The following is a 21,121-nucleotide window of genomic DNA, read 5'->3' on the forward strand; positions in this document are numbered from 1 at the left end:
GGTGATCGATACCGCCATCCTGCTGGCAGCCGGTGAAGGAAGCCGGCTGCGTTCCGCAGCGCCGTTCAAGCCCTTGTGTACCGTCGGGGGGCGCCCCCTGGTGGATCACGCGATTGCGGGGCTGGCGGAGGCAGGCATGGCGCGCGTCGTGGTCGTGCTCGGCTATGGTGCCGAGCAGATCGAATCGCATCTCGGCGAGCGGGCCTGGCCGCTCGCCGTCGAGACGGTCCGGGTCGAGGATTATCGCCAGCCCAATGGCGTGTCCGTCTTGGCGGCAGAAGGGCATGTCGCCGGCGCGCCGGCCTTGCTCGCCATGTGCGATCATCTTGTCGACCCGGCGCTCTATCGACGGATGGCGGAGACGGGCGAGGCGACCACCGGCGCTCGCTTGGGCATCGACCGGCGGCTCGACAGCGACTGGATCGACCTGGACGACGTGACGCGCGTGCAGACCGCGGGCGAGCACATCGTCGCGATCGGCAAGGGGCTGCATCCCTACGACTGCTTCGACACGGGCGTGTTTGCGGTGGGGGCGGGGCTGTTCGCCTCGCTACGGACGCTCGCGGCGCCCTCGCTGACGGAAGGGATGCGCGCCCTTTCCCGCGATGGCGAGGCACGGGTGACCGACTGCAGCGACCTCGACTGGATCGACGTCGACGACCAATGGGCGCTCGACAAGGCGGAGGCGTGGCTCGCGGCCACCAGCGTCGCCTAGGCGCAGTTCCGTTGAGCACAGGCTGGTGACGCAAAAGAAAGGCCGGAGCATGAAGCTCCGGCCTTTCTTGTTCTTACGGTGAGGACGACCGCGTAGTGCGATCGTGCGAAGCTTACTTGCTGCGCTCGACCTGCTCGAAGTCCAGTTCCACAGGCGTGGCGCGACCGAAGATCGACACCGACACCTTGACCTTCGACTTGTCGAAGTCGAGTTCCTCGACCAGCCCGTTGAAGCTGGCGAAGGGGCCGTCGAGTACCTTCACCGAATCGCCGATCTCGAAATCGACCTTGATCTTCTGCTTGGGCGCAGCGGCCGCTTCCTGCTTGGTGTTCAGGATGCGCGCGGCCTCGGCCTCGCTGATCGGCTGCGGCTTGCCCGACGAACCCAGGAAGCCCGTCACCTTCGGCGTGTTCTTCACCAGGTGATAGACGTCGTCGTTCATGTCGAGCTTGGCGAGGACGTAGCCCGGAAAGAACTTGCGCTCCGACTGCACCTTCTTGCCGCGACGAACCTCCGTCACGGTTTCCACCGGCACCTCGACCGATTCGACCAGCCGGTCGAGCCCGAGGCGGGTGGCGTCGGCCAGGATCTGGTCGCGAACCTTGTTCTCGAAACCCGAATAGGCGTGGATGATGTACCAGCGCGACATGCAGTATCCTTTAGGCGGCCAGGCTCAGCAGCATCTTCACGATCGCGTCGAACGCCGAGTCCACCGCGAAGAAGAAGACGCCCAGCAGCGTTGCCATGATGACCACCATGACCGCCGTCATGACCGTTTCGCGGCGCGTCGGCCACGTGACCTTCTTGGTCTCGGTCTGGACCTGGCGGATGAACTCTGCCGGAGATGTCTTCGCCACTGTTTCACCTGAAAGTCTTGTGCGTCACCGACCGCGGGGCAAGGGTCCGCTGCCCGGTTCCTTTCCGAAGGAACCGGCGCAGGCCATCCACGCTGTCGGATTGGGTCTGGTATCTAGCGACGAAGCCTGCACGGTGCAAGCGATGGATGGGAAGGGCCCGCAGGGGCCTCTTCCCTGATGTCAGAGGAGCCCCACCGCGAGGAAGCCGCCGACCAGCGCCACCAGCACGGCGATGCCGATCAGGTTCAGCCGCCGCTCGATGAACGCCTGCACGGGAGCGCCATAGCGCTTGAGCAGAAAGGCGATGAGGAAGAAGCGAAAGGCTCGGGTGACCAGCGCCACGGCCATGAAAGCGGCGAAGTTGAACTTGGCCAGGCCGCTGGCGATCGTCACCAGCTTGAACGGGATCGGGGTGAGGCCCTTGATCAGGATGATCGCCGCGCCCCACTGCGCGTACCAGGCCTGGAACTCGTGCGCTTTGTCCTCAAGCCCGTAGAGGTGGATCAACCACTGGCCCAGGCTGTCCCACAGGAAATAGCCGATCGCATAGCCAAATGCGCCGCCCAGCACGGACGCGATCGTGCAGATGGCGGCGATCCGATAGGCGCGCTCGCGATGCTGCAGCACCACCGGGACGAGCACCACGTCGGGCGGGATGGGGAAGAAGGAGCTCTCGCAAAACGACACCACCGCCAGGCTGCGGACGGCGTGGCGATGGTTGGCGAGGCGGAGCGTCCAGTCGTAGAGCGCGCGAAACATCGACAGGTCCTGGAAAAAGGCAGGCGACATGCCGGAAGGCGTGCCGGAAACCCGTCGCGGTCGCGCCAGGCGCGGGTTTCCTAGGCGGCCCGCAAAGGGCAGGCAAGCGGTCGAGGGATAGTGCGCCCGCCTGAGGCGGCAAAGCAGCGGTGGTCGGGCGAGCGTGGTCGCATCATGCTGCTGAAGGGAGACCTTGCCGCCGCCTCAGGCGAGGCGACGGCAGGTGCTGGCAGGAGTGGAGGGACTCGAACCCACGGCCCTCGGTTTTGGAGACCGATGCTCTACCAACTGAGCTACACTCCTATTGCCCCGCCCTGTATCCGCCGTTTCCGCCGGGGGCAAGGGCCCTCGGCATGCAAAAACGAGCGGGATGCACCGGGCGCCGGCTCCCGCGAGGGGCAGCCGGGAACTCAGGCGGCGATGTCGTAGGGCTTGATCTCGCCGTTCAGGTACAGGTTACGGGCCTTTGCGCGGCTGAGCTTGCCCGAGCTGGTGCGCGGCAGCGTGCGCGGCGGCACCAGTTCGATCACGCAGTTCATGCCGGTGACGGCGCGGACGCGCTCGCGGATCTCTTCCCGCAGGCGCTGGCGCTCGGCATCGTCCGACGCGCGACACTGCACCAGCACCGCGGGCGTCTCCTCGCCTCCGGGAGTGGTGATCGCAAAAGCGGCGATGTCGCCGGCCTTGAAGCCGGGCAGCTGCTCGACCGCCCATTCGATGTCCTGCGGCCAGTGGTTGCGGCCGTTGACGATGATCATGTCCTTGGCCCGGCCCACGATGTAGACATAGCCGTCCGACATGTAGCCCATGTCGCCGGTGTCGAGCCAACCATCGGCCATGCACGCCTCGGTCGCGGCCTCGTCCCGGAAGTAGCCGACCATGACCGACGGGCCCTTGCACCAGACCTTGCCGATCGCGCGCTCGGGCAGCGGGGTGCCGTCCTCCTCGCGGATCTCGACAGTCATGTCGCGCACCGGCTTGCCGCAGTTGACGATCGCGCGGAATCGCTGCGGGCGATCACCGTGGCGGTCCCCGCCCGAGAGCTCGGTCTCCTCGACCAGCTCGACCTGGATGCCTTCGCCCGGCGGCATGATCGAGACCGCCAGCGTCGCCTCCGCAAGGCCGTAGCTGGGCAGGAAGGCGGAGGCCTGGAAGCCTGCGTCGCCGAACGCATCGACGAAGCTCTGCATCACGTCCGGGCGGATCATGTCGGCACCATTGCCTGCCACGCGCCAGCGCGACAGATCGAAGCGGTCCGACGCCTTGGTCTGCGACGACATGCGGCGCGCGCAGATGTCGTAGCCGAAGGTCGGCGAGTAGGAGAGGGTGGTGCCGGTGTTGCGGCTGATGAGGTCGAGCCAGGCGAGCGGGCGCCGCGCGAAATCCTCGGTCTTGAGATAGTCGGTCGACACCTGGTTCGCGACCGGCGACAGGAAGCAGCCGACAAGGCCCATGTCGTGGTACCAGGGCAGCCAGGAGACACAGCGGTCGGTGCCGACCAGCTTCATGCCGTGGCTGTGCGCGGCCAGGTTGTTGAGCAGCGCATGGTGCGTGATGGCGACGCCATGCGGGAAGCGCGTCGAGCCGCTCGAATATTGCAGATAGGCGATGTCGTCGCCCTTGGCGGTCGGCAGCTCGGCTTCGGGCGCCTCGCGGGTCGCGAACTCGGACCAGTCGATCCCTTCGACGCCGGCGATGCGCGCCGCTTCACCGGCCATCTGCGCGAGCTCGGGCGGGAAGATCAGCATCTTGGGGTCGCAGCTCGAAAGCTGGACGCGCAACTGCTCGACGTAGGCCTCGCGGCCACCGAAGGAGGTGGGCAGCGGCAGCGGAACCGGCCAGGCGCCTGCATAGACCACGCCGAAGAACAGGCTCGCAAACTCGGCGCCGGTCTCGGCCACCAGGGCGATGCGGTCCTCTGGGCAAACGCCGGCGGCGATCAGGCGGCGTGCCTGGGCCAGCGCGTCTTGGCGCAGCTCGGAATAGGGGTAGGCACGGATCAGCGTACCGCGCGCATCATGGAAGTTCAGCCCCCGGACGCCGGAGGCTGCGTAATCCAGCGCCTCACCCAGCGTATCGAAGTCGGCAAAACGGCGCGGCAGCGTATCGGTCGTGGGTGTGCCACCCGGTGCCGTTGCTTCCATATCGGTGTTCATCGTCAAAAAGCGTCCTCCCTGCGGCGACGGCCCGCCATCCAGCGCGCGAACGCGCGACGGCCTGGCGTCACGGCAATCCCGTTCAAAATCACTGCCCAGTGTGGCACAAACATGGCGTATGTCCTACGCCCGCCGCCCCACCGCCTCGCCTAAGCCGCTCGACGCAGCGGCGCTCGAGCGGTTGGCGTTGCGCTATGTCGAGCGGTACGCGACCACCCGCGCACGGCTGCGCCAGTATCTTGCCCGTAAGCTGCGCGAGCGCGGCTGGGAAGGTGCAGAAGCGCCGGCGGTCGATTCGCTGGCGGAACGCATGGCCGAGCTACGCTATGTCGACGACCGCGTTTTTGCGGAGAACAAGGCTGCCGCAATGGGGCGGCGGGGGCTGGGCGCGCGTCGGGTCGAGGAGGCTCTGCGGCACGCGGGTGTCGAGGCCGACGACATCGAGGAAGTCGCGGGGGCCAGCGCCGATGAGGCGGCGGAGAGCGCACTGAGCTTCGCCAAACGTCGGAAAATAGGGCCGTTTTCGCCGTCGCCTGCGGCGCCGGACCTCGTGCGGAAGCAGGTGGCCGCGATGGTTCGGGCCGGGCACGCGCCGGCGATCGCATGGCGGATCGTGCGCCTCACGCCGGGAGAGGACACGGGATTTCTTCTGGACGAGGAAAACCGAAACAAAACGTCGCCATCCGGCTGGGAGCTGTGATAGGCCTTCGAGCCGGGGGAACAATATAGATGCGTGCGGAACCGCAGCGCGCACCGCTCGACCGCGAAGGCGAGACGCGCGAAGATCAAGAGAGGGGAGCCGGCGTTGCCGATGCGGCCGTTGCCGTGTCCGGCGTCGTCAAATGGTTCGACGTGACACGGGGCTTCGGCTTCATCGTCGCGGACGATCCGGAACATGGGGACGTGCTGGTGCACTTCTCCGTGCTTCAGCCGCACGGCAGGCGGACCTTGCCGGAAGGCGCACGGGTCGAATGTCTGGCCACGTGGCGACAGCGCGGCATGCAGGCACGCGAAGTGCTCTCGATCGACCTGTCCCAAGCCGTGGAAGAACAGCGGCCGCGCGCCAGCGGTCGAAGCGAGCGCGTCGACCTGATCGCTTCGGCCGGAGCGTTCGAGCCCGTCGCCGTCAAATGGTTCAACCGGCTCAAGGGCTATGGCTTCCTGTTGCGTGCAAGCGACGGCGCCGACGTGTTCGTCCATATGGAAACCCTGCGGCGCGGTGGTATCGAGGAACTCGAGCCCGACCAGCCGATGCGCGCACGGGTGGTGGAAGGCGAGCGCGGGTTGCTCGCCGTGGTTGTCGAGAGGGCGGAAGCGTGATCAGCAAGGGTGTGCGGGCGGCGCTGGTCGCAGCGGCGATGGCGCTGTGCGGTGCGTGCACGAGCAACGGCAATGAGGCGAGCAACGCGGCGAGCGTGTTGCCCCGGACCGAGGTCACCATCGAAAGTGCTGGCGGCGCGCACCGGTTCGACGTGGAAGTTGCCCGTACGGCCAAGGAGCAGGCGGACGGCCTGATGTACCGCACCAACATCCCGCAGGACGGTGGCATGTTGTTCGCGCCCTATCCGGCCGGTGGCGGGGCGCCGCGCGCCGCAAGCTTCTGGATGAAGAACACGCCTTCGCCGCTCGACATTCTGTTCATCCGTGCGGACGGCACGGTGGCGACGCTTGCCGAGAACACCATTCCCTTTTCCGAAGCGCCGGTATCGTCGCGCGAGCCGGTCAGCGCGGTGCTGGAGATCCGCGGCGGTCGTGCCGCCGAACTCGGCATCGCCGAGGGGGACAAGGTGCGCTGGAAGGACGTCGCGGCCAAGTAAAGATCGTCGGATCGCCCGCTTTCGCCCCTTGGGACGTTCGAAGCTGGTTGCTGGCAGGCGCGGGCAGGGGTAAGCGGCAGCGCATGGGCATGCTCAAATCGATCTTCACCTGGTGGGAAGGCGCCACCATCGGCACCACGCTTGCACTGCGCGGCAGGAAGAAGGCGGGCACCGATTCGCTCGGCAACGTCTATTACGAGGGCGGCTCCGACACGAACGGCCAGCCGCGCCGCTGGGTGATCTATGCGGGCAACAACGACGCGAGCCTCGTGCCGCCCGAGTGGTTCAGCTGGCTGCACCACCAGATCGACGGCCTGCCGAGCGAGGCGCTTCCGCCGGTCCGGACCTGGGAGAAGCCGCCGGAAGGCAACCACACCGGCACGCCGCTGGCGTGGCGGCCGCCGGGCGCGCTGGATCAGGGTGGCCAGCGCATTCGCGCAACGGGTGATTACGAGGCGTGGAGCCCCGACGCGTGAATCGCCGCCTGGCCCTGATCGGGCTGGTACTGGCGGTGCTGGTCGCGGTCGGAGCCTGGCTTTACCTGCGCCCGAGCGCTGAGCGGGGGGACGGTGCTCCCGACCCGGAGGCGGTTGCGTTCGACGTGTCGGACGGCGCGGCGCCCGCAGCGGATGTCGTGAGCGTGGCGAGCGGTGACGCGGTCGCGGTGCCTGGCGCGACGCCGATGGCGGAGCGGGTCGCGGTGATCGGCTTCCTGAACAAGCGGAACGGGGAAACCCGCGAGCTGACCATGAAGCCCGGCGAGGCGCGGCGGATCGGCGATGCCGTGGTCCGTCTGCGCGCCTGCGAGCGCACGGCTCCCTGGGAGCAGGAGCAATATACCGGCGCGTTCGTGCAGCTCGACGTCCGCGGCGCGGACGGGCGCTGGCGGCGCACCTTCTCGGGCTGGCTGTTCAAGGAGCGGCCGGCGCTGAACGTGGTGCAGCACCCGATCTACGACCTGTGGCCCAAGAGCTGCACGATGCGCTTCCCTGAGACCGGGCCGGACACGGTGTCCGTGCCGAGCACAGGTGGCAGCCGGTCGAGCGCGAAGAAGTCGGGCGGCGATTCGGCGGGCGCGGCACCGTCGGAACCGGCTGCTTCCGAGCCGAGCGCAGCAGCCAACAGCACCGAGTAATCTGCTCGGTCGACCTCCACGACGCCCAGGGTGGCGAGGTGGTCGGTCTGAAATTGACAGTCCAAGAGCGTGAAGCCGCCGACGCGGAGGCGGGCGACGAGCCAGGCGAGCGCGACCTTGGACGCGTCCGTGGCGCGGCTGACCATGCTCTCCCCGAAGAAGGCGCGGCCGAGTGCGAGGCCGTAGAGGCCGCCGACGAGGCGGTCGCCGTCCCAGCATTCGACCGAATGGGCGAAGCCCAGCGCGTGGAGGCGCAGGAATACGTCCTCGATCGGGCCGCTGATCCAGGTTTCCGGGCGGTCCGGGGCGGTTTCGGCGCAGAGCTGCAGGATCTCGCCAAAGGCCTGGTCGACGGTGACGCGGAAGCGATCGGCGGCGAGCGTTTTCCGGAGTGAGCGGGAGCAGTGGAAGCCGTCGAGCGGCAGGATGCCACGGCGCCGCGGCTCGACCCAGAAGACCGAGTCGGCATCGCGATGGTCGGCCATGGGGAACACCCCCATGGCGTAGGCGCGCAGCACCGTCTGGGGATCGAGGGGCACGGACGGGGCCATCGGAAAAGTCTAGCCGGTCGGAGACCCAAAGGAAAAGGGCCGGCGGCACATGCCACCGACCCTTCGAAACCGACTCGGAGAAAGTTGGATCAGGCCTTGCAGCTCTGCGCCGGCTTGCCCGGCTGGGTGAGGGTGATCGACTTTGCGTCGCCGGTCAGGCTGTAGCCATCAGCCTTGAGCGGATCGCCGGCCTTTTCGGCCTTGAGCGCGACGGCGGTGCCGCCCTTTTCGGTGCGCAGGTTGGCCAGCTTGTCGCCCGCGAAGAAATCGACGTAGACGAGCGTGTTGTCCTTGCAGCGGAAGGTGCTGGTCGCCTTCACCGCCGGCGGCAGTTCCACCGGAGCGGCGTTGGCGAGCTGGGAGGCCATCGGGTCCGGCGCACGGGCGTCGACGGTCTCGGTCTTCTGTTCGCAGCCCGCGAGAAGAGAAAGCGCGAGGGCCGCAGCGGCAGTGGGGAGCAGGGAGCGTTTCATAGCGCGGGTTGCTTCGCCCATGGGATACGCCCCGTCAAGCGTAAGGAGATAACAAAACACGCGGCTGCTGTGTCGCAGCATTACACGAAACGACCTGCCGGACCCGTAACGATCGGCCCTGTATGGGAGCGGTACCGCCTCCGAACGGAGGCGGCGCCGCAGTGCGGCAAGCCTTGGGCGTCAGGCGTTGCTGCTGCCGGTCTGGCTGCGCATGCTGCCGCGATCCTGGACGAGCGAGGGCGCGGGGCCGGTCGCGGGCCGCAGCGCATCGCGCTCGCCGGCGGGGACCGGCGCGGTCGGATCGGGGCGGAACGCCTCCGGCGCGCGGTCCTTGGGGCCGGGATGCGGCTTGTCGAGGGCGAGATCGACGGGGACGTGCTCGCCGGTGCCGACGTCGCCGGCGCGGGCATCGCGCTGCTGGCGCGCGAGCAGCCAGCCGCCGAGCCCGAGCGCCACGCCCAGCAGGCCGATGCCGGCCGTCATCAGCCGGGAGCGGGCGGGAGCGGTCGCGGTGCGGCGACGAGTAGCGGGGGCCTGGGCCATGAAGATCCTTCCTGAGTTCGGTTCTGCGGGCTCCAACCGCCGGGGCGGGAGCGGGGTTCCGGTTGAAGCCGGGGCGGGTCGGGCGCCGGCGCCCCGGCTCCCGCTCTAGCAGGAGCCCCGGGGCGCGGGAGCCCGGATTCAGGCGCCGGCGGTGCTGGTGTCGTCGGTGCCGCCCGTGCCGCTGCGGCCGAGGCGGGCGGGGAGCGTCTTGCTGCCGTTCGCCTCCAGCCCGAGCGCGGTGATGGTGTCCAGCGCGGTCGCGCCCACCACAAAGGCGACGGCGCCCCAGATCGCGCGGTTGCGCGGGCTCTTGGCCGCGGCGAGGCTAAGCGCGGTCAGGTCCATCGCGTCGCCGACGACCCGGTTCCACATGCGAGCCGAATGGGCCGGCGCCTGGAGCAGGCCGACGCCGGCGGCGACTTCGCGCGCGCCGAACGCGCGGACCAGCCCTTCATGGCCGTCCGCATCGAGGGTGCGGGCGATGCGCCGCGCACCGAGCAACTCGGCCGCGCCCAGCGCAAGGCTGAACACGCCGAGGCCGAAGCTGAGTTTCCTGGCATCCATGGTCGGTCTCCTTCGTCAGGGGCGGCTCCCCCGTGAAGGGGAGCCGGCCGGGTCAGTCGCGCAGGTCGGCGGGCACGGTGCCGCCGTTCGCCGCGAGCTCGCGCATCACCGCTTTGTGCAGCCAGATGTTCATTTCGGCCGAGCCGTCCTTGGCGCCGGTGTAGCCGAGCTCGGTCGCGAGCTCCTTGCGGTTGTCGAGGCTGGGATCGAGATCGAGCAGCTTCATCAGATCGACGATCGAGGTGCGCCAGTTGAGGCCGGGGTGCGCGGCCTCGCGCGCCTTCAGCACCGCCTCGACATCGACCGGCTGGCCGCTGGTCGGCTCGGCAGCGGTCGTCTGCGGCGGGGTGGCGGCGCCGGGCACCGGATCGGGGATGTGGACGGGGACGGTCTTGGTCTGGGTGACGGTGCCGTTCTTGGCAGCCGCCGCCTCTGCGCGATCCTTCTGGCCGAAGTAGTTGTCGCCGAAGGGGCCGCCGTCCTTGCCGAAGATGGCCGTCTTGATCTTGCCGAAGATGCTCATGCTCTCGTCCCGTGATGAGGTTCACCTGGGTTAACGAGCGGGGACCGGGCTGGTTCATCCCGCCCGTCGTGCGGAGGTGGCGTGTCGTCCGGAGCGGACGCCGCCTGGGCATCGCGCGCGGCCATGGCGTCCAATTCCGCGATCGCGGCCCTGTCCTCCTCGCTCAAATAATCGTCGTTGCTGAGGATCGGGATGGTCATGGGCCAGGCGGCGGGGTCCCAGGGCACGCGCGGGGCCGGATCGCGGGCGGGTGGATCGGGAAGCGGCGGCTCGGGCGCGGCGACCTGCGGGGGAAGGAGCGGGCCGCTGCCGTCGAGGAGGGCGCCGAACCAGGCGTCGCGCGCGGCATGATCGGACGCGAACTTCTCCTGCTCATGGATGCGCAGCTGCTCCACCTCCTCCATGTCGAGCTCGCGTTCATAGTCGGGATCGCCGAAGCGGCCGAAGCAGTCGCCATCGAAGCCCGGCGGCGGCGGGAAGCGGGTGCGCCATTGCTCGCGGAGGTCGCACCACCACACCGGCTCCCCGGCTTCGGGGCCGAGCGCTTCCGGCTTCGGATCGGGCGGAAGTTGAGGAAGTTGAGGCTCGGGCGGGGGTGGCGCAACTTCGGGCTCGGGGGTGGCGACGCGCAGCAGGCCGGCGGCCTCGGCACGGCGCCACTGGTCGGCGGTCCATTCGGCGCGGTGGGCGGGGTCGCAGTCGGAGACGTCGATCTCGCTCGCCAGACCGGCGCCGGCCTGGAGGAAGCGATCGGCGCGGGCGAGGGCGACGACCGGCTCGACGTCCGCCGCCTGTTCGGCGCGGTTGGCGAGGAACAGCGCGGCGCGCGCCGGGCCAGCGTCGCGGCCGAGCAGATCGAGGAAGCCGTCGAACTCCTGCGCGACGATGCGGGCGGCGTGGTGGGCGGGGCCGGAGGCGGGCGCGTCGGCCTGGGCATCGAGCCGGGCGAGCAGGCGGGTGGCGAGGCCGTTGTCGTAGCGGTGGCGCGTCCAGGTGCCGCCGTCGGGGCGGGTGCCGGTTTCGGTCTGGCCATAAAGGGCGCGGGCGAGCAGCGTGTCGGCGACGCGTTCGCGGGCGAGCAGGTTGGCGGCGTGCCAGCCGAGCGCGAAGCCGGCGCCGGCCGCGCGGCGCCGCAGCGCATAGGCGGAGGCGACGGACAGGTCGACGATGCGGCAGGCGTTCTCGACCGTGTGCCCCTCGGCCACGCATTCGAGGAAGCGGCGCTGGCGTTCGGGCGTCCAGCCGTCGTGGCGGAAGCGCGGGGTGGCCTCGGGGGTATCGGGGATCGCCTCGGGCGCGTTGGCGGCGCTCATCGGGCGGCCTGGCCAAGCCGGCGGAACAGGGCGGCGGTGCGTTCGGCGGCTTCGCGGGCGCCGGGCTGCGGCGGCACGCGGGTGCCGATGCGGCCGGCAGCGAGGTGGTCCGACCAGGCGCGGGTAACGGGATCGTCGAGGTCGATGGGGTCGCGGACGGTGCGCGACAGCATGGGGAGCGGGGCGGGCGACGGCTGGGGGCGGTGCATGGGCGTCCTCCTTCAACAGGCGGACCGGCCATCTATCGCAAGTCGGGGGTTGTAGGACAGCCCCGCCCTCAGAGAGCGCAGCGAAGCTGCGCGCGAGGCTCGCCAGGGCGGAGGCCGGACGGCGGCGCTATGGGCGCCGACCGACGCCGCGGCTTTGCCGCGGCGCATGCAGTTCAGAGCCCCGCCCACGAGAGCGCAGCGAAGCTGCGCGCGAGGCTCGCCAGGGCGGGAGCCGGACGGCGGCGCTACGGGCGCCGACCGACGCCGCGGCTTTGCCGCGGCGCATGCAGTTCAGATGCTCAGCCGAGCACTTCGCGGACCGCGCGGCGCGCGATGTCGCGCGGGCACTGGTCAACCGGGAAGAGGCGGCGATGGAGCGGCACGAAAGCCGCGAAAGCCTGGTTCGACGGCGAGGTAATCTGGGTCTGCTGAATCGATTGAATGAAGTTCATGATGTTCCTGTTGTTGTTCCAAAGAGACGCCGTCCGGATGGACGGCAGCCGCCATTCTCGCGTCCCGCCGGCGTGCGGCGGGGCATGGGGGAATAAGGCGGAAGCGGCGCGAAAGTTCCGGATGCGGAACGGGTCGGCGCCTGAGGTGGATGTGGGGTGTGGGGGGCGGGGGTGCAAGGGCACCGGTCAGCAGAAAAAGAGCCAAGTAAAACGCCAAATCTTAATGGGGCAACGGAGAACCAAAGCGCCCACTCCGGGACATAGAGTTCGCCTGTCGGCGCTTGACGACATGAGAATGCGCTTGCAGTTTACTTGGATGTAGAAGGCCGCCAGCTATACGGCGAGTGCTTGATTCTGGCTCATAGGATCCGGGGGAGTAGGTGGCGGCAGGTCCAAGAAAGAATTCGCCCTCATCATCGCGGTCGAAGCTGGCGCAATCGACCACGCGCTTTGAGTCAACGAAGGTAGATGGGCTGTATGCAGTCCTAGATGCCGTAGCTTGGATGGACGCCCCGTCTGTTGCCCAGATTGCCCAGTTCTCCGGCCTGGATCCTCGCACTTCTGGGAAGTTGCTGAAGAATGCTGCTCAGATCGGTTTGGTCGACAAGATTGGGCAAGGCCATGTTTTGCTCGTTTCTTACCCTTATAAGGGCGATGACAAACAGAAGAAGGATGTGGTCAGGGAGGCTCTTCTAAAGATGCCTCTGCTGATTAGCATTCGGCAGTTCATGAAGCTTGGGGACGACGTCGACGCTGCGACCCGGAAAGCAGCTACGATCAGTAATATCGTACCGTTCTCTGCCGCAGACCTTTCGCCTCTATTAGAATGGGCGCGAAACCTAAATGTCTTAGACTCAAACGCTCTAGCTGAAGATATGGTGGAGTATGCAGAGGCAACCAAGCAGGTTCGCCATGAGGTCGACCGGAAAAGTAGAGTCGCTTTCCTGTCGCATAGCTCTCATGATAAATCATTCATTCGTCAGCTTGCATCTGACCTGACGCAAAATGGAATAAAGGTCTGGCTTGATGAGCAGCGAATCAAGGTCGGGGAGTCGATTCCCGAAAAAATAAGTCAAGGGCTCGCGGAGTCCGACCACTTTTTGATCGCGGTAAGCAAGAACTCCGTTGACTCTGATTGGGTGAAGAAGGAGCTGAATAGCGCACTTGTAAATGAGGTTCAGCGTCGGGCGGTGCACATACTGCCGCTGAAGCTTGATGATGCGCGAATGCCCGCCGCCATACATGATAAGAAATACGCGGACTTTTCCTCTTCTTATAAGGCGGGATTAAATGAGCTACTTGTAGCCTTGAGGGAAGACGTAGATGAGTGATGTGGCGCCCGAGACGCTCCCCAATCCAAGGCGAAAGGGCGGTACCCGATTCCCTCGGTACAAACTAGAACACGCTCTGGTTTGGGCTCGCAAGCTTGTTTCCAAAACACATCTCACCCCCGTTCCGCGGGATATCGTGTTCGCTAGCGTGGTGGAGTCGAAGGGCTCAACGGGAGAAGTCAAGATATCCGCGCTAAAGCAGTACGGACTTCTTGAGGGGGACTCAAGAGCATACGCCGCTACTAGATTGGCGAAGGCCATAACTCACGCTCCAGAAGAGGAGCTGGCGAAGCTCTATGTGGAAGCGGCCCTGTCTCCCGATATATTCAAGAAGCTGTATGAAACGTTCCACGGAGACGAGGTTGCGTATTCCCGGCTTCGGCAGCGAGCTGCAGACCTTCAGGTCCATCCGGACGAAACTGCTCGATGCATAGACACGTACGTGTCAGCCTTGCTGACGGCTGGTCTTGCCTCCGAATCGGGAGACAAGGTGGCGCACCTGACGGCGGCCCCGAGCGACTTGAACAGCGGAGATCAAGCGAAAGCGGAGGAGGTCAAATTGGACTCAGATGCCTCCCTCGAAGAACCTGACTTGATTGAGTCTGATGAAGCTGCGGCCGGGGATGAGGTTGCTGCGGTCGGCTCAAGGTCGCCGCGCGCTATTTTCAACGTCAACATTAGCTTGGACTCTAGCTTGGACACGGAGAAGCTGGAGCGCCAGCTCAAGCTTTTAAAACGCTTCGGCGCAATCTAGCTCACTCGCCGCCTGCGCCACCTTCCTGGGCTTCAGCAACGGCGCGAAATGCTTGCCCGTGTAACTGCGCCGTTCCTTGGCCACCTGCTCGAGCGGGCCCTCAGCGACGATCTCGCCGCCCTTGACGCCGCCCCGCGCCTAGAAGGGTCCGCTGCCGCTACTCACCACTTTCCGCCAGTCGCCGCGATCGCCTTCAGCAGCGCGCGCTTGCTTTCCGTCCGCCGCTCGCCGCTGTTGCGGGGCAGGTCGGTCACGCCGCTTTCGGCGCGGCGGCGCTCGATATCGGCGGCGAGCGCGTCGAGGGTGATGCGCCTAGAGGTCTTCGATCCCATAGTCACCGGCGGTCTCCTCGCGGATGCGGCGATCAAGGTAGGCGCGGTCGGCGTCGCTGTGAAGGGACAGGAGCTTGCGGGACTGTTCCAGCATGTCCGGCGCGCTGCCGCTGGCGTACTGGCCCATGCGGTCGGCGATCATGTCCTCCACCGAGAGCACGGCAACCGTGCCGTCGGGTGCGATGTCGACCAGCAGCAGCCGTTCACGATCGGCCAAGCCCCCGAGCAGGGTGGACGAGACGACCTCGAAGCCCAGCCGCAGCTCAGGATGGATCCAGCCGCGGGTCGCGATGCCGGGGCCGGAGGGACGAACGAAGCCGGCCTCCACCAGCGCTGCCTCGAACGCCTCCTGCCGAGCGGTGACGAGATCGAAGTCACCGGTGGTGACGGCGCTGTTCGAATAGATCTCGACGGCCCCGCCGCCGACCAGCACCGGCGCTTCGAAGCCCTGCGCACGCATCACTTCGCTGACGCGCGCGAGAAGGCGGAGTGCGGCTTCAAATTCGGGGCGGTAGGCGCTGGTCATTCCGTCTCCTGTTCGAAGCCGCCGCGTGGCGCTACTCCGCCGCCTGCGCCACCTTCCTCGGCTTCAGCAACGGCGCGAGATACTTGCCCGTGTAGCTGCGCGGTTCCTTCGCGACCTGCTCGGGCGTGCCTTCGGCGACGATCTCGCCGCCCTTGACCCCGCCCTCCGGACCCAGGTCGAGGATCCAGTCGGCGGTCTTGATGACGTCCAGGTTGTGCTCGATCACCACCACGGTGTTGCCCTGCTCGACCAGCGCGTGGAGCACTTCCAGGAGCTTGCGCACGTCCTCGAAATGGAGGCCGGTGGTGGGCTCGTCGAGGATGTAGAGGGTGTTGCCGGTGGCACGGCGGGCGAGCTCCTTGGCGAGCTTGACGCGCTGCGCCTCGCCGCCCGAGAGGGTCGTCGCCTGCTGGCCGACCTTGACGTAGCCGAGGCCGACTTCGGCGAGCATCGCCATCTTGTCGCGGATCGGGGGCACCGCCTTGAAGAACTCGTGCGCGTCCTCGACCGTCATGTCGAGCACGTCGGCGATGGACTTGCCCTTGAACTTCACCTCCAGCGTCTCGCGGTTGTAGCGGGCGCCGTGGCAGACGTCGCACTCGACATAGACGTCGGGGAGGAAGTGCATCTCGATCTTGAGCACGCCGTCGCCCTGGCACGCCTCGCACCGGCCGCCCTTGACGTTGAAGCTGAAGCGGCCGGGCTTGTAGCCGCGCGCCTGCGCTTCGGGGAGGCCGGCGAACCAGTCGCGGATCTGGGTGAAGGCGCCGGTGTAGGTGGCCGGGTTCGAACGGGGCGTGCGGCCGATCGGCGACTGGTCGATGTCGATGACCTTGTCGAGGTGCTGGAGGCCGGTGATCTTGTCGTGCTTGCCCGCGAGCACGCGCGCGCCGTTCAGCTGGCGGGCGGCGGCGGCGAAGAGCGTGTCGATGGTGAAGCTCGACTTGCCCGAGCCCGAGACGCCGGTGATGCAGGTGAAGGTGCCGAGCGGGATCGAGGCGGTGACGCCGGTCAGGTTGTTGGCGGTGGCGTTGTGGACGGTGAGCTTCTTGCCCGTGCCCTTGCGGCGGGCGGCCGGCAGCGGGACTTCGCGGGTGCCGTTCAAGTAGTCGGCGGTGACGGAGCCTTCGGTGGCGAGCACTTCCGGCAGGGTGCCGGCGGCGACGACCGCGCCGCCGTGGACGCCGGCGCCGGGCCCCATGTCGATCACATAGTCGGCGGTGCGGATCGCGTCTTCGTCATGCTCGACCACCAGCACGGTGTTGCCGAGGTCGCGGAGGCGCCGGAGGGTGGCGAGCAGCATGTCGTTGTCGCGCTGGTGCAGGCCGATCGAGGGCTCGTCGAGGACGTAGAGCACGCCCGAGAGGCCCGAGCCGATCTGCGAGGCCAGGCGGATGCGCTGGCTCTCGCCGCCCGACAGCGTGCCGGAGGTGCGGTTAAGGTTGAGATAGTCGAGCCCGACGTTGTTGAGGAAGCCGAGGCGCTCGTCGATCTCTTTCAGGATCGCGGCCGAGATGGCGCGGTGCTGGTCGTTGAGCTGGGCGGGGAGCGCCTGGAACCAGGCGAGCGCGTCCACCACCGAGAGATGGGTGGCGTGGGCGATGTCCTCGCCGGCGACCTTCACCGCGAGTGCTTCGGGCTTCAGGCGGGCGCCGCCGCAGGTCTCGCACGGGTGGCTGGCCTGGTACTTGGACAGCTCCTCGCGCATCCAGGCGCTCTCGGTCTGGAGCATGCGGCGGTTAAGGTTGCCGATCACGCCCTCGAACGGCTTCTTCACGTCGTACGACTTCTTGCCGTCGACGAAGGTGAGGGTGACGGGCTTGCCCGCGGTGCCGTGGAGGATGACCAGCTGTACCTCGCCCGGCAGGTCCTTCCACGCGGTGTCGAGGCTGAAGCCGAACTCGCGCGCGAGGCTGCCCAGCACCTGCATGTAATAGGGCGAGGGCGGGTTGGACTTGGCCCAGGGGACGATCGCGCCCTTCTTGATCGTGAGATCGTGGTTGGGGACGACGAGGTCGGCGTCGAACTCGAGCTTCTCGCCCAGGCCGTCGCAGGCCGGGCAGGCACCCTGGGGGGCGTTGAACGAGAACAGCCGCGGCTCGATCTCGGCAATGGTGAAGCCGGAGACGGGGCAGGCGAAGCGTTCGGAAAAGACGATGCGGTTGGCCGGAATGCCGGCCTTCTTCATGTTGCCGCCCGCCTGGGCCTCATCCTCGCGCCCCGGCACGACCGCGTCGACCAGGTCGACATAGGCGAGGCCGTCGGCGAGCTTGAGCGCAGTCTCGAAGCTGTCGGCCAGACGCGTGGCGATGTCGCCGCCGGTAACGAGCCGGTCGACCACCACCTCGATGTCGTGCTTGTACTTCTTGTCGAGCGCGGGCGCGTCCTCGATCAGATGGACTTCGCCGTTGATGCGGACGCGCTGGAAGCCGGCCTTCTGCCACTCGGCGAGCTCCTTGCGATACTCGCCCTTGCGGCCGCGCACGACGGGGGCGAGCAGCAGCAGGCGGGTGCCGTCGGGCAGCGCCAGCACGCGATCGACCATCTGGCTGACGGTCTGCGCCGAAATCGGCAGGCCGGTCGCGGGCGAATAGGGGATGCCGATCCGCGCCCACAACAGGCGCATGTAATCGTAGATCTCCGTCACGGTGGCGACCGTGGAGCGGGGATTGCGGCTGGTCGTCTTCTGCTCGATCGAGATCGCGGGGGAGAGCCCCTCGATATGCTCGACATCGGGCTTCTGCATCATCTCCAGGAACTGGCGCGCATAGGCGGAGAGCGACTCCACGTAGCGGCGCTGCCCCTCTGCATAGATGGTGTCGAAGGCGAGGGAGGACTTGCCCGATCCCGACAGGCCGGTGATCACCGTCAGCGTATCGCGCGGGATGTCGATGTCGACGCCCTTGAGGTTGTGTTCCCGCGCGCCGCGGACGGAGATGTGGGTCAGACTCATGGAGGGCGTTCTACTTCCGTTCTGTGCAGGATGCCAGATGCGGGAGATAGGAAGCGGGGGCGGCGGTTGCGAGGGTGGGGCTTGCTGCCGTGCGGCGGAGGCGTGGGTTGCGGGATGATCCAGTCGCGGGTGACCAGCAGAGGGCGGACGACCATCCCGCGTGCAGTGCGGATCGCGCTGGGGCTGAAGGAAGGTGACTGCGTCGCCTATGCGATCGACGGCGACCGGGTGATCCTGGCGCGCGCCGATGCGGTGGACGATCCGTTCGCGACCTTTACGGAATGGGCGAGTGCGACGGACGCGGAGGCCTGTGCCAAGCTCTAAGGCCGCAGGTGGTGCGGGCTCCGTTCTGCTATACGGGCCGGGAGGTATTGCAGCGGCGACCGGCGTTGGTAGCGGGCGGACAAGCGGCAACTCATCTCTATGCGGAGTGCGCCTGCCTGCACCTTACAAGTGCTTGCGCCTTGCTCGGGATCACGCTATTTTTTCTGTCCGCCATGCCCGCGGTGACGTGGTGGTATGGAGCGTTGGCCGAGTGGTTGATGGCAGCCGGTTTAGGTCCGGCCGAACCCGAAAGGGTTCCGTGGGTTCGAATCCCACACGCTATTTTAGAAGCCTGCTCCGGCCGATTGGCCGTTGAGCAGGCTTCGTCGTTTGGTAAACGATGCCGTCCGTAAGTCGGTCTTGCTGGGATCTTACGCGTTGCGGCGCCAGCACAGTCTGCTCTCTCGCAGAAGGCGGCACTAATTAGCTGCTTTCGCGACGGTCACTTTGCGAGCTTCCCAGGTGGACACGAGGAAGGTCGCCATTGATCCTGCTAGGTTCACGGCCAACTCGGCGTGGCGAGCAGCTGGCCTCGCCCGCCGCGGTCCGCCGCTATGAGCGTCACCGAGCTTATTTCTGAGCGCGCCTAGCGACTCCACGATTGACTGGCAGTTGCCCAGAATTTGTTTGAACACCTGCTCGCTATGATCGTCAGGTGCGAGTTTAAGTGTTTTTGACAGCTTGCGGTAGAGTTGCGGAAGGTCCTCCTGATCGGTGGCTGGTGCACCGGCTTCATCCAGCAACCATCGGCAAACATCCTCGACTAAGGTTCGCGCCAGTGTAATCGCTCCCGCCGGGTCGGTAGCGCGCCGCTCAAGCGCCGCGGTCCAGCGTGCATGGACTTGGTCCGGCTCGAACTTCGCAAGCGTTGATGAAATAGCCGCGTCCGAGGGTGATCCCAGCCTGTGCGCGACTACCGAGTAGATCGGGCTGCCCGACATCGTGCTCGTTCGCTGAAGTCGATAGCCGTCATGTTGGAGATAGGTGTTGAGTCGTTCAACACGCTTCTTTTGCATGGCGTCGTTGATCGCGGTCGGGTGGACCGAGGCCTCGAGGAAACGGAACAGCAATGCTCGCGATGAATGCAGCAGACCTAGACGTTCAAAGAGGTCGCGATACGTCCAGTCGTCATTTTGCACCATGTGGCGGATGATGTCCTCCCTCAACGAGGGGGAACTGAAACTGCCGAAATCTGGGTCTGTAGAGTGGCCCGGCATTGTGGAAATGGGCCAGATCCGCTCAATGAACTCGACCTCAGCATATTCGGAGCAGAGCGCCTCGCCCTCGAACACGCCGAACAGCCGGCGGCGCGTGAGCTCGGAGATAGGCGGCGTTCCCCGCTCGGAAAACGTATCCACGACCTCACGTAGCGCAAACTCTTCATTCTCGTCCAAGAGGCTGCGCGCGACACCGAGCAGCCGGTCGGCTGGCAGCGAAGCGAGACGCGAACTAACGTAGCGCGCCTTACTAGACATCGCCTCCGATGAGTCGCCGTCTGCAAGACCCAGGCGCGCACAGAGCGCTGGCACGTTATAAGCCTTCTCGGCTGCGATAACGTTTACAATGGCGTTCCGCAGCTCATTCACGTGTATCTTGCTCATCGTGCCAGCGTAGATGTTCCAGCTTGGATCGCCAACTATGACCTCCCAGCGTCGTGACACGCTCGTTGACAATATCGTGCAGGCTCAGCCTACGCTTCGCGACTTTCTGCGCGAGCGGCCGGGGAGTCTATTGGCGGGCAATTGGGACCTCGTATCCTACAGCTTCCAAAAAGGCTTCGAAGCCCTTTGGGACCTCGCGCGTTCCGATACGAGCGGTTTGCTGCAGATGCCACTGCTCGCGCTATGGCGACAAAGCGTGGAACTCGCAATTAAGTCGACAATTCTTGATTTGGCTGGGAAAATTGAAGGTCGACCCGGACATGACCTGCAAGCGCTGTTCAAACAACTCCTAGACATTCGGGCGGCGGAAGGGCTGGTCGACGACGACGCACTAGCGAAAAACGTGAAGGCGATGATAGCTTTGGTGCAGTCATTCGATCCGGACGCCGATCGCTTCCGATATCCGACCGGCAGAGGCGGTAAGGCATACGAAGGTGTTGCTGTCGACCTAGACGCCCTCTTTCAAGCGCACTGGATCATAACAACTTGGTGTGAGGGAGCGGTATTGGAAATGAGGGGTGATATTTAAGCGGGACGTTTGTGTCTCGCGCCGGCGCTGCGCTCCTCTACTCCACTCCCGCATCCCCAGGGGCGACCGCCTTCGCCTGCGCCTCCAGCGTCCGCCCGTCGGCGAACTTCAGCCGTAGCGGCACGCTCGCGCCCGGCGCCACCTTCGCGTCCACGTCGAACAGCATCAGGTGGAGGCCGCCGGGGGCGAGCTTCACCGTCTGGCCGGCGGGGAGGGGGAGCGCCTTGACGGGGCGCATGGTGGTGGCGCCGGACATGCCTGCCATGCCCTCGTGGCCGGCGTGGTCGGGCGCGCCGGGGGCGTCCATCTTCATGGTCTCGTGCAGCTCGGTGCGGGCGGCGGCCGGCGTGGTGACGGCGACCAGCGTCGCGTCCTTGTTGCCGCCGACCAGCGTCAGATAGCCGGCCGCCGGGCGGCCGGGGACGGCGGGGAGGCGGACCCAGGCCTTTTGCACCTGGGGCTCGGCGGGCGCTTGGGCGGTGCCGCAGGCGGCGAGCAAGGGGAGGGCGAAGAGGGGGAGGACCGGGCCTGTCTCTTATACACATCTTAAAGTGGGGGGGGGGGGGGGGGGGGGGGGGGGGGGGGGGGGGGGGGGGGGGGGGGGGGGGGGGGGGGGGGGGGGGGGGGGGGGGGGGGGGGGGGGG

Annotated in this window: 26 protein-coding genes, 2 tRNA genes and 1 pseudogene; 11 read left to right on the top strand and 18 right to left on the bottom strand. The window is 66.8% G+C overall.

The annotated features are described in order from the left end of the window. Position 1: 1 nt before the first annotated feature. Positions 2-715: an NTP transferase domain-containing protein gene (locus VPH46_RS09085; protein ID WP_416610627.1), complete on the top strand. Its 714-nt coding sequence runs from the start codon at positions 2-4 to the stop codon at positions 713-715. Positions 716-827: 112 nt separating this feature from the next. Here VPH46_RS09085 and nusG read toward each other — a convergent pair whose 3' ends face one another. The 5 genes from nusG to VPH46_RS09110 form a co-directional block, all read right to left on the bottom strand. After that, positions 828-1,364, bottom strand: coding sequence for a transcription termination/antitermination protein NusG (gene nusG / locus VPH46_RS09090; protein WP_125960777.1), 537 nt, complete (start codon positions 1,362-1,364; stop codon positions 828-830). 10 nt (positions 1,365-1,374) lie between these two features. Next, the gene (gene secE, locus VPH46_RS09095) at positions 1,375-1,572 is read right to left on the bottom strand and encodes a preprotein translocase subunit SecE (RefSeq protein WP_125960778.1); all 198 of its coding nucleotides are present in this window, start codon (positions 1,570-1,572) and stop codon (positions 1,375-1,377) included. 180 nt (positions 1,573-1,752) lie between these two features. Then, positions 1,753-2,361, bottom strand: a complete 609-nt coding sequence (locus VPH46_RS09100) for a YqaA family protein (protein ID WP_416610629.1) — start codon at positions 2,359-2,361, stop codon at positions 1,753-1,755. 197 nt (positions 2,362-2,558) lie between these two features. Beyond that, positions 2,559-2,634: transfer RNA gene (locus tag VPH46_RS09105), tRNA-Trp, on the bottom strand. Positions 2,635-2,741: 107 nt separating this feature from the next. Then, positions 2,742-4,487 carry a fatty acyl-AMP ligase gene (locus VPH46_RS09110; protein WP_132883484.1) on the bottom strand — a complete coding sequence of 582 codons (1,746 nt, stop codon included), beginning with the start codon at positions 4,485-4,487 and terminating at the stop codon, positions 2,742-2,744. 118 nt (positions 4,488-4,605) lie between these two features. Between VPH46_RS09110 and VPH46_RS09115 the strand changes: the two genes are divergently transcribed. From VPH46_RS09115 to VPH46_RS09135, 5 genes and pseudogenes are all read left to right on the top strand, one after another. Further along, the gene (locus VPH46_RS09115; RefSeq protein WP_132883485.1) at positions 4,606-5,187 is read left to right on the top strand and encodes a regulatory protein RecX; all 582 of its coding nucleotides are present in this window, start codon (positions 4,606-4,608) and stop codon (positions 5,185-5,187) included. A 29-nt stretch (positions 5,188-5,216) separates the two neighbouring features. Next, complete coding sequence (locus VPH46_RS09120; RefSeq protein ID WP_125960781.1) at positions 5,217-5,807, top strand: cold-shock protein; 591 nt, start codon at positions 5,217-5,219, stop codon at positions 5,805-5,807. A gap of 38 nt (positions 5,808-5,845) precedes the next feature. Continuing rightward, the gene (locus VPH46_RS09125) at positions 5,846-6,304 is read left to right on the top strand and encodes a DUF192 domain-containing protein (RefSeq protein ID WP_416610662.1); all 459 of its coding nucleotides are present in this window, start codon (positions 5,846-5,848) and stop codon (positions 6,302-6,304) included. Between the two features lie 83 nt (positions 6,305-6,387). Further along, the gene (locus VPH46_RS09130; protein WP_416610632.1) at positions 6,388-6,780 is read left to right on the top strand and encodes an NADH:ubiquinone oxidoreductase subunit NDUFA12; all 393 of its coding nucleotides are present in this window, start codon (positions 6,388-6,390) and stop codon (positions 6,778-6,780) included. Positions 6,781-7,052: 272 nt separating this feature from the next. Continuing rightward, positions 7,053-7,220, top strand: a pseudogene (locus tag VPH46_RS09135) (DUF2155 domain-containing protein); the annotation flags it as partial. Between the two features lie 35 nt (positions 7,221-7,255). On the opposite strand, the gene aat reads toward VPH46_RS09135, so the two are convergent. From aat to VPH46_RS09175, 8 genes are all read right to left on the bottom strand, one after another. Continuing rightward, on the bottom strand, positions 7,256-7,990 hold the full coding sequence (aat, locus tag VPH46_RS09140) for a leucyl/phenylalanyl-tRNA--protein transferase (protein WP_416610634.1): 735 nt from the start codon (positions 7,988-7,990) through the stop codon (positions 7,256-7,258). An 89-nt stretch (positions 7,991-8,079) separates the two neighbouring features. Next, positions 8,080-8,463: a hypothetical protein gene (locus VPH46_RS09145; protein ID WP_129340047.1), complete on the bottom strand. Its 384-nt coding sequence runs from the start codon at positions 8,461-8,463 to the stop codon at positions 8,080-8,082. 180 nt (positions 8,464-8,643) lie between these two features. After that, a complete protein-coding gene (locus tag VPH46_RS09150; protein WP_239434786.1) occupies positions 8,644-9,006 on the bottom strand; it encodes a hypothetical protein in 363 nt (120 codons plus the stop codon). A 138-nt stretch (positions 9,007-9,144) separates the two neighbouring features. After that, complete coding sequence (locus VPH46_RS09155; protein WP_317892844.1) at positions 9,145-9,570, bottom strand: hypothetical protein; 426 nt, start codon at positions 9,568-9,570, stop codon at positions 9,145-9,147. A gap of 52 nt (positions 9,571-9,622) precedes the next feature. Further along, positions 9,623-10,093 carry a DUF3597 domain-containing protein gene (locus VPH46_RS09160; RefSeq protein WP_416610637.1) on the bottom strand — a complete coding sequence of 157 codons (471 nt, stop codon included), beginning with the start codon at positions 10,091-10,093 and terminating at the stop codon, positions 9,623-9,625. Beyond that, positions 10,090-11,406 (bottom strand): hypothetical protein, encoded by a 1,317-nt coding sequence (locus tag VPH46_RS09165; protein WP_416610639.1) that lies wholly within the window; start codon positions 11,404-11,406, stop codon positions 10,090-10,092. The genes VPH46_RS09160 and VPH46_RS09165 overlap by 4 nt, the downstream gene beginning before the upstream one ends. Beyond that, on the bottom strand, positions 11,403-11,615 hold the full coding sequence (locus tag VPH46_RS09170) for a hypothetical protein (protein ID WP_416610641.1): 213 nt from the start codon (positions 11,613-11,615) through the stop codon (positions 11,403-11,405). Before VPH46_RS09170 ends, VPH46_RS09165 begins: the two co-directional genes overlap by 4 nt. Before the next feature lie 299 nt (positions 11,616-11,914). Continuing rightward, positions 11,915-12,067, bottom strand: coding sequence for a hypothetical protein (locus VPH46_RS09175; RefSeq protein WP_164521262.1), 153 nt, complete (start codon positions 12,065-12,067; stop codon positions 11,915-11,917). 503 nt (positions 12,068-12,570) lie between these two features. Here VPH46_RS09175 and VPH46_RS09180 point away from each other — a divergent pair. Beyond that, complete coding sequence (locus tag VPH46_RS09180) at positions 12,571-13,398, top strand: toll/interleukin-1 receptor domain-containing protein (protein WP_416610643.1); 828 nt, start codon at positions 12,571-12,573, stop codon at positions 13,396-13,398. A 136-nt stretch (positions 13,399-13,534) separates the two neighbouring features. After that, positions 13,535-14,152, top strand: coding sequence for a hypothetical protein (locus tag VPH46_RS09185; RefSeq protein ID WP_416610645.1), 618 nt, complete (start codon positions 13,535-13,537; stop codon positions 14,150-14,152). A 161-nt stretch (positions 14,153-14,313) separates the two neighbouring features. Here VPH46_RS09185 and VPH46_RS09190 read toward each other — a convergent pair whose 3' ends face one another. From VPH46_RS09190 to uvrA, 3 genes are read right to left on the bottom strand one after another with little or no spacing between them, the layout of a single operon-like run. Beyond that, complete coding sequence (locus VPH46_RS09190; protein ID WP_416610664.1) at positions 14,314-14,490, bottom strand: hypothetical protein; 177 nt, start codon at positions 14,488-14,490, stop codon at positions 14,314-14,316. Beyond that, on the bottom strand, positions 14,465-15,010 hold the full coding sequence (locus VPH46_RS09195; protein ID WP_416610646.1) for a hypothetical protein: 546 nt from the start codon (positions 15,008-15,010) through the stop codon (positions 14,465-14,467). Before VPH46_RS09195 ends, VPH46_RS09190 begins: the two co-directional genes overlap by 26 nt. 31 nt (positions 15,011-15,041) lie before the next feature. Next, on the bottom strand, positions 15,042-17,963 hold the full coding sequence (uvrA, locus tag VPH46_RS09200) for an excinuclease ABC subunit UvrA (protein WP_416610648.1): 2,922 nt from the start codon (positions 17,961-17,963) through the stop codon (positions 15,042-15,044). A gap of 102 nt (positions 17,964-18,065) precedes the next feature. Here uvrA and VPH46_RS09205 point away from each other — a divergent pair, with 102 nt between their 5' ends. Together VPH46_RS09205 and VPH46_RS09210 are read left to right on the top strand one after the other, a co-directional pair. Beyond that, on the top strand, positions 18,066-18,287 hold the full coding sequence (locus VPH46_RS09205) for an AbrB/MazE/SpoVT family DNA-binding domain-containing protein (protein ID WP_416610650.1): 222 nt from the start codon (positions 18,066-18,068) through the stop codon (positions 18,285-18,287). A 197-nt stretch (positions 18,288-18,484) separates the two neighbouring features. Then, positions 18,485-18,571 (top strand) — tRNA-Leu (locus VPH46_RS09210). 135 nt (positions 18,572-18,706) lie between these two features. Here VPH46_RS09210 and VPH46_RS09215 read toward each other — a convergent pair. After that, a complete protein-coding gene (locus VPH46_RS09215; protein WP_416610652.1) occupies positions 18,707-19,888 on the bottom strand; it encodes an abortive infection family protein in 1,182 nt (393 codons plus the stop codon). A 37-nt stretch (positions 19,889-19,925) separates the two neighbouring features. On the opposite strand from VPH46_RS09215, the gene VPH46_RS09220 reads away from it, so the two are divergent. After that, complete coding sequence (locus VPH46_RS09220; protein ID WP_416610653.1) at positions 19,926-20,477, top strand: hypothetical protein; 552 nt, start codon at positions 19,926-19,928, stop codon at positions 20,475-20,477. 37 nt (positions 20,478-20,514) lie between these two features. On the opposite strand, the gene VPH46_RS09225 is transcribed toward VPH46_RS09220, so the two are convergent. Then, a complete protein-coding gene (locus tag VPH46_RS09225; RefSeq protein WP_416610655.1) occupies positions 20,515-20,931 on the bottom strand; it encodes a copper chaperone PCu(A)C in 417 nt (138 codons plus the stop codon). Positions 20,932-21,121: the final 190 nt, after the last annotated feature.

The sequence above is a fragment of the Sphingomonas sp. MJ1 (PH-R8) genome, from assembly GCF_048058635.1.
Classification (GTDB): Bacteria; Pseudomonadota; Alphaproteobacteria; order Sphingomonadales; family Sphingomonadaceae; genus Sphingomonas.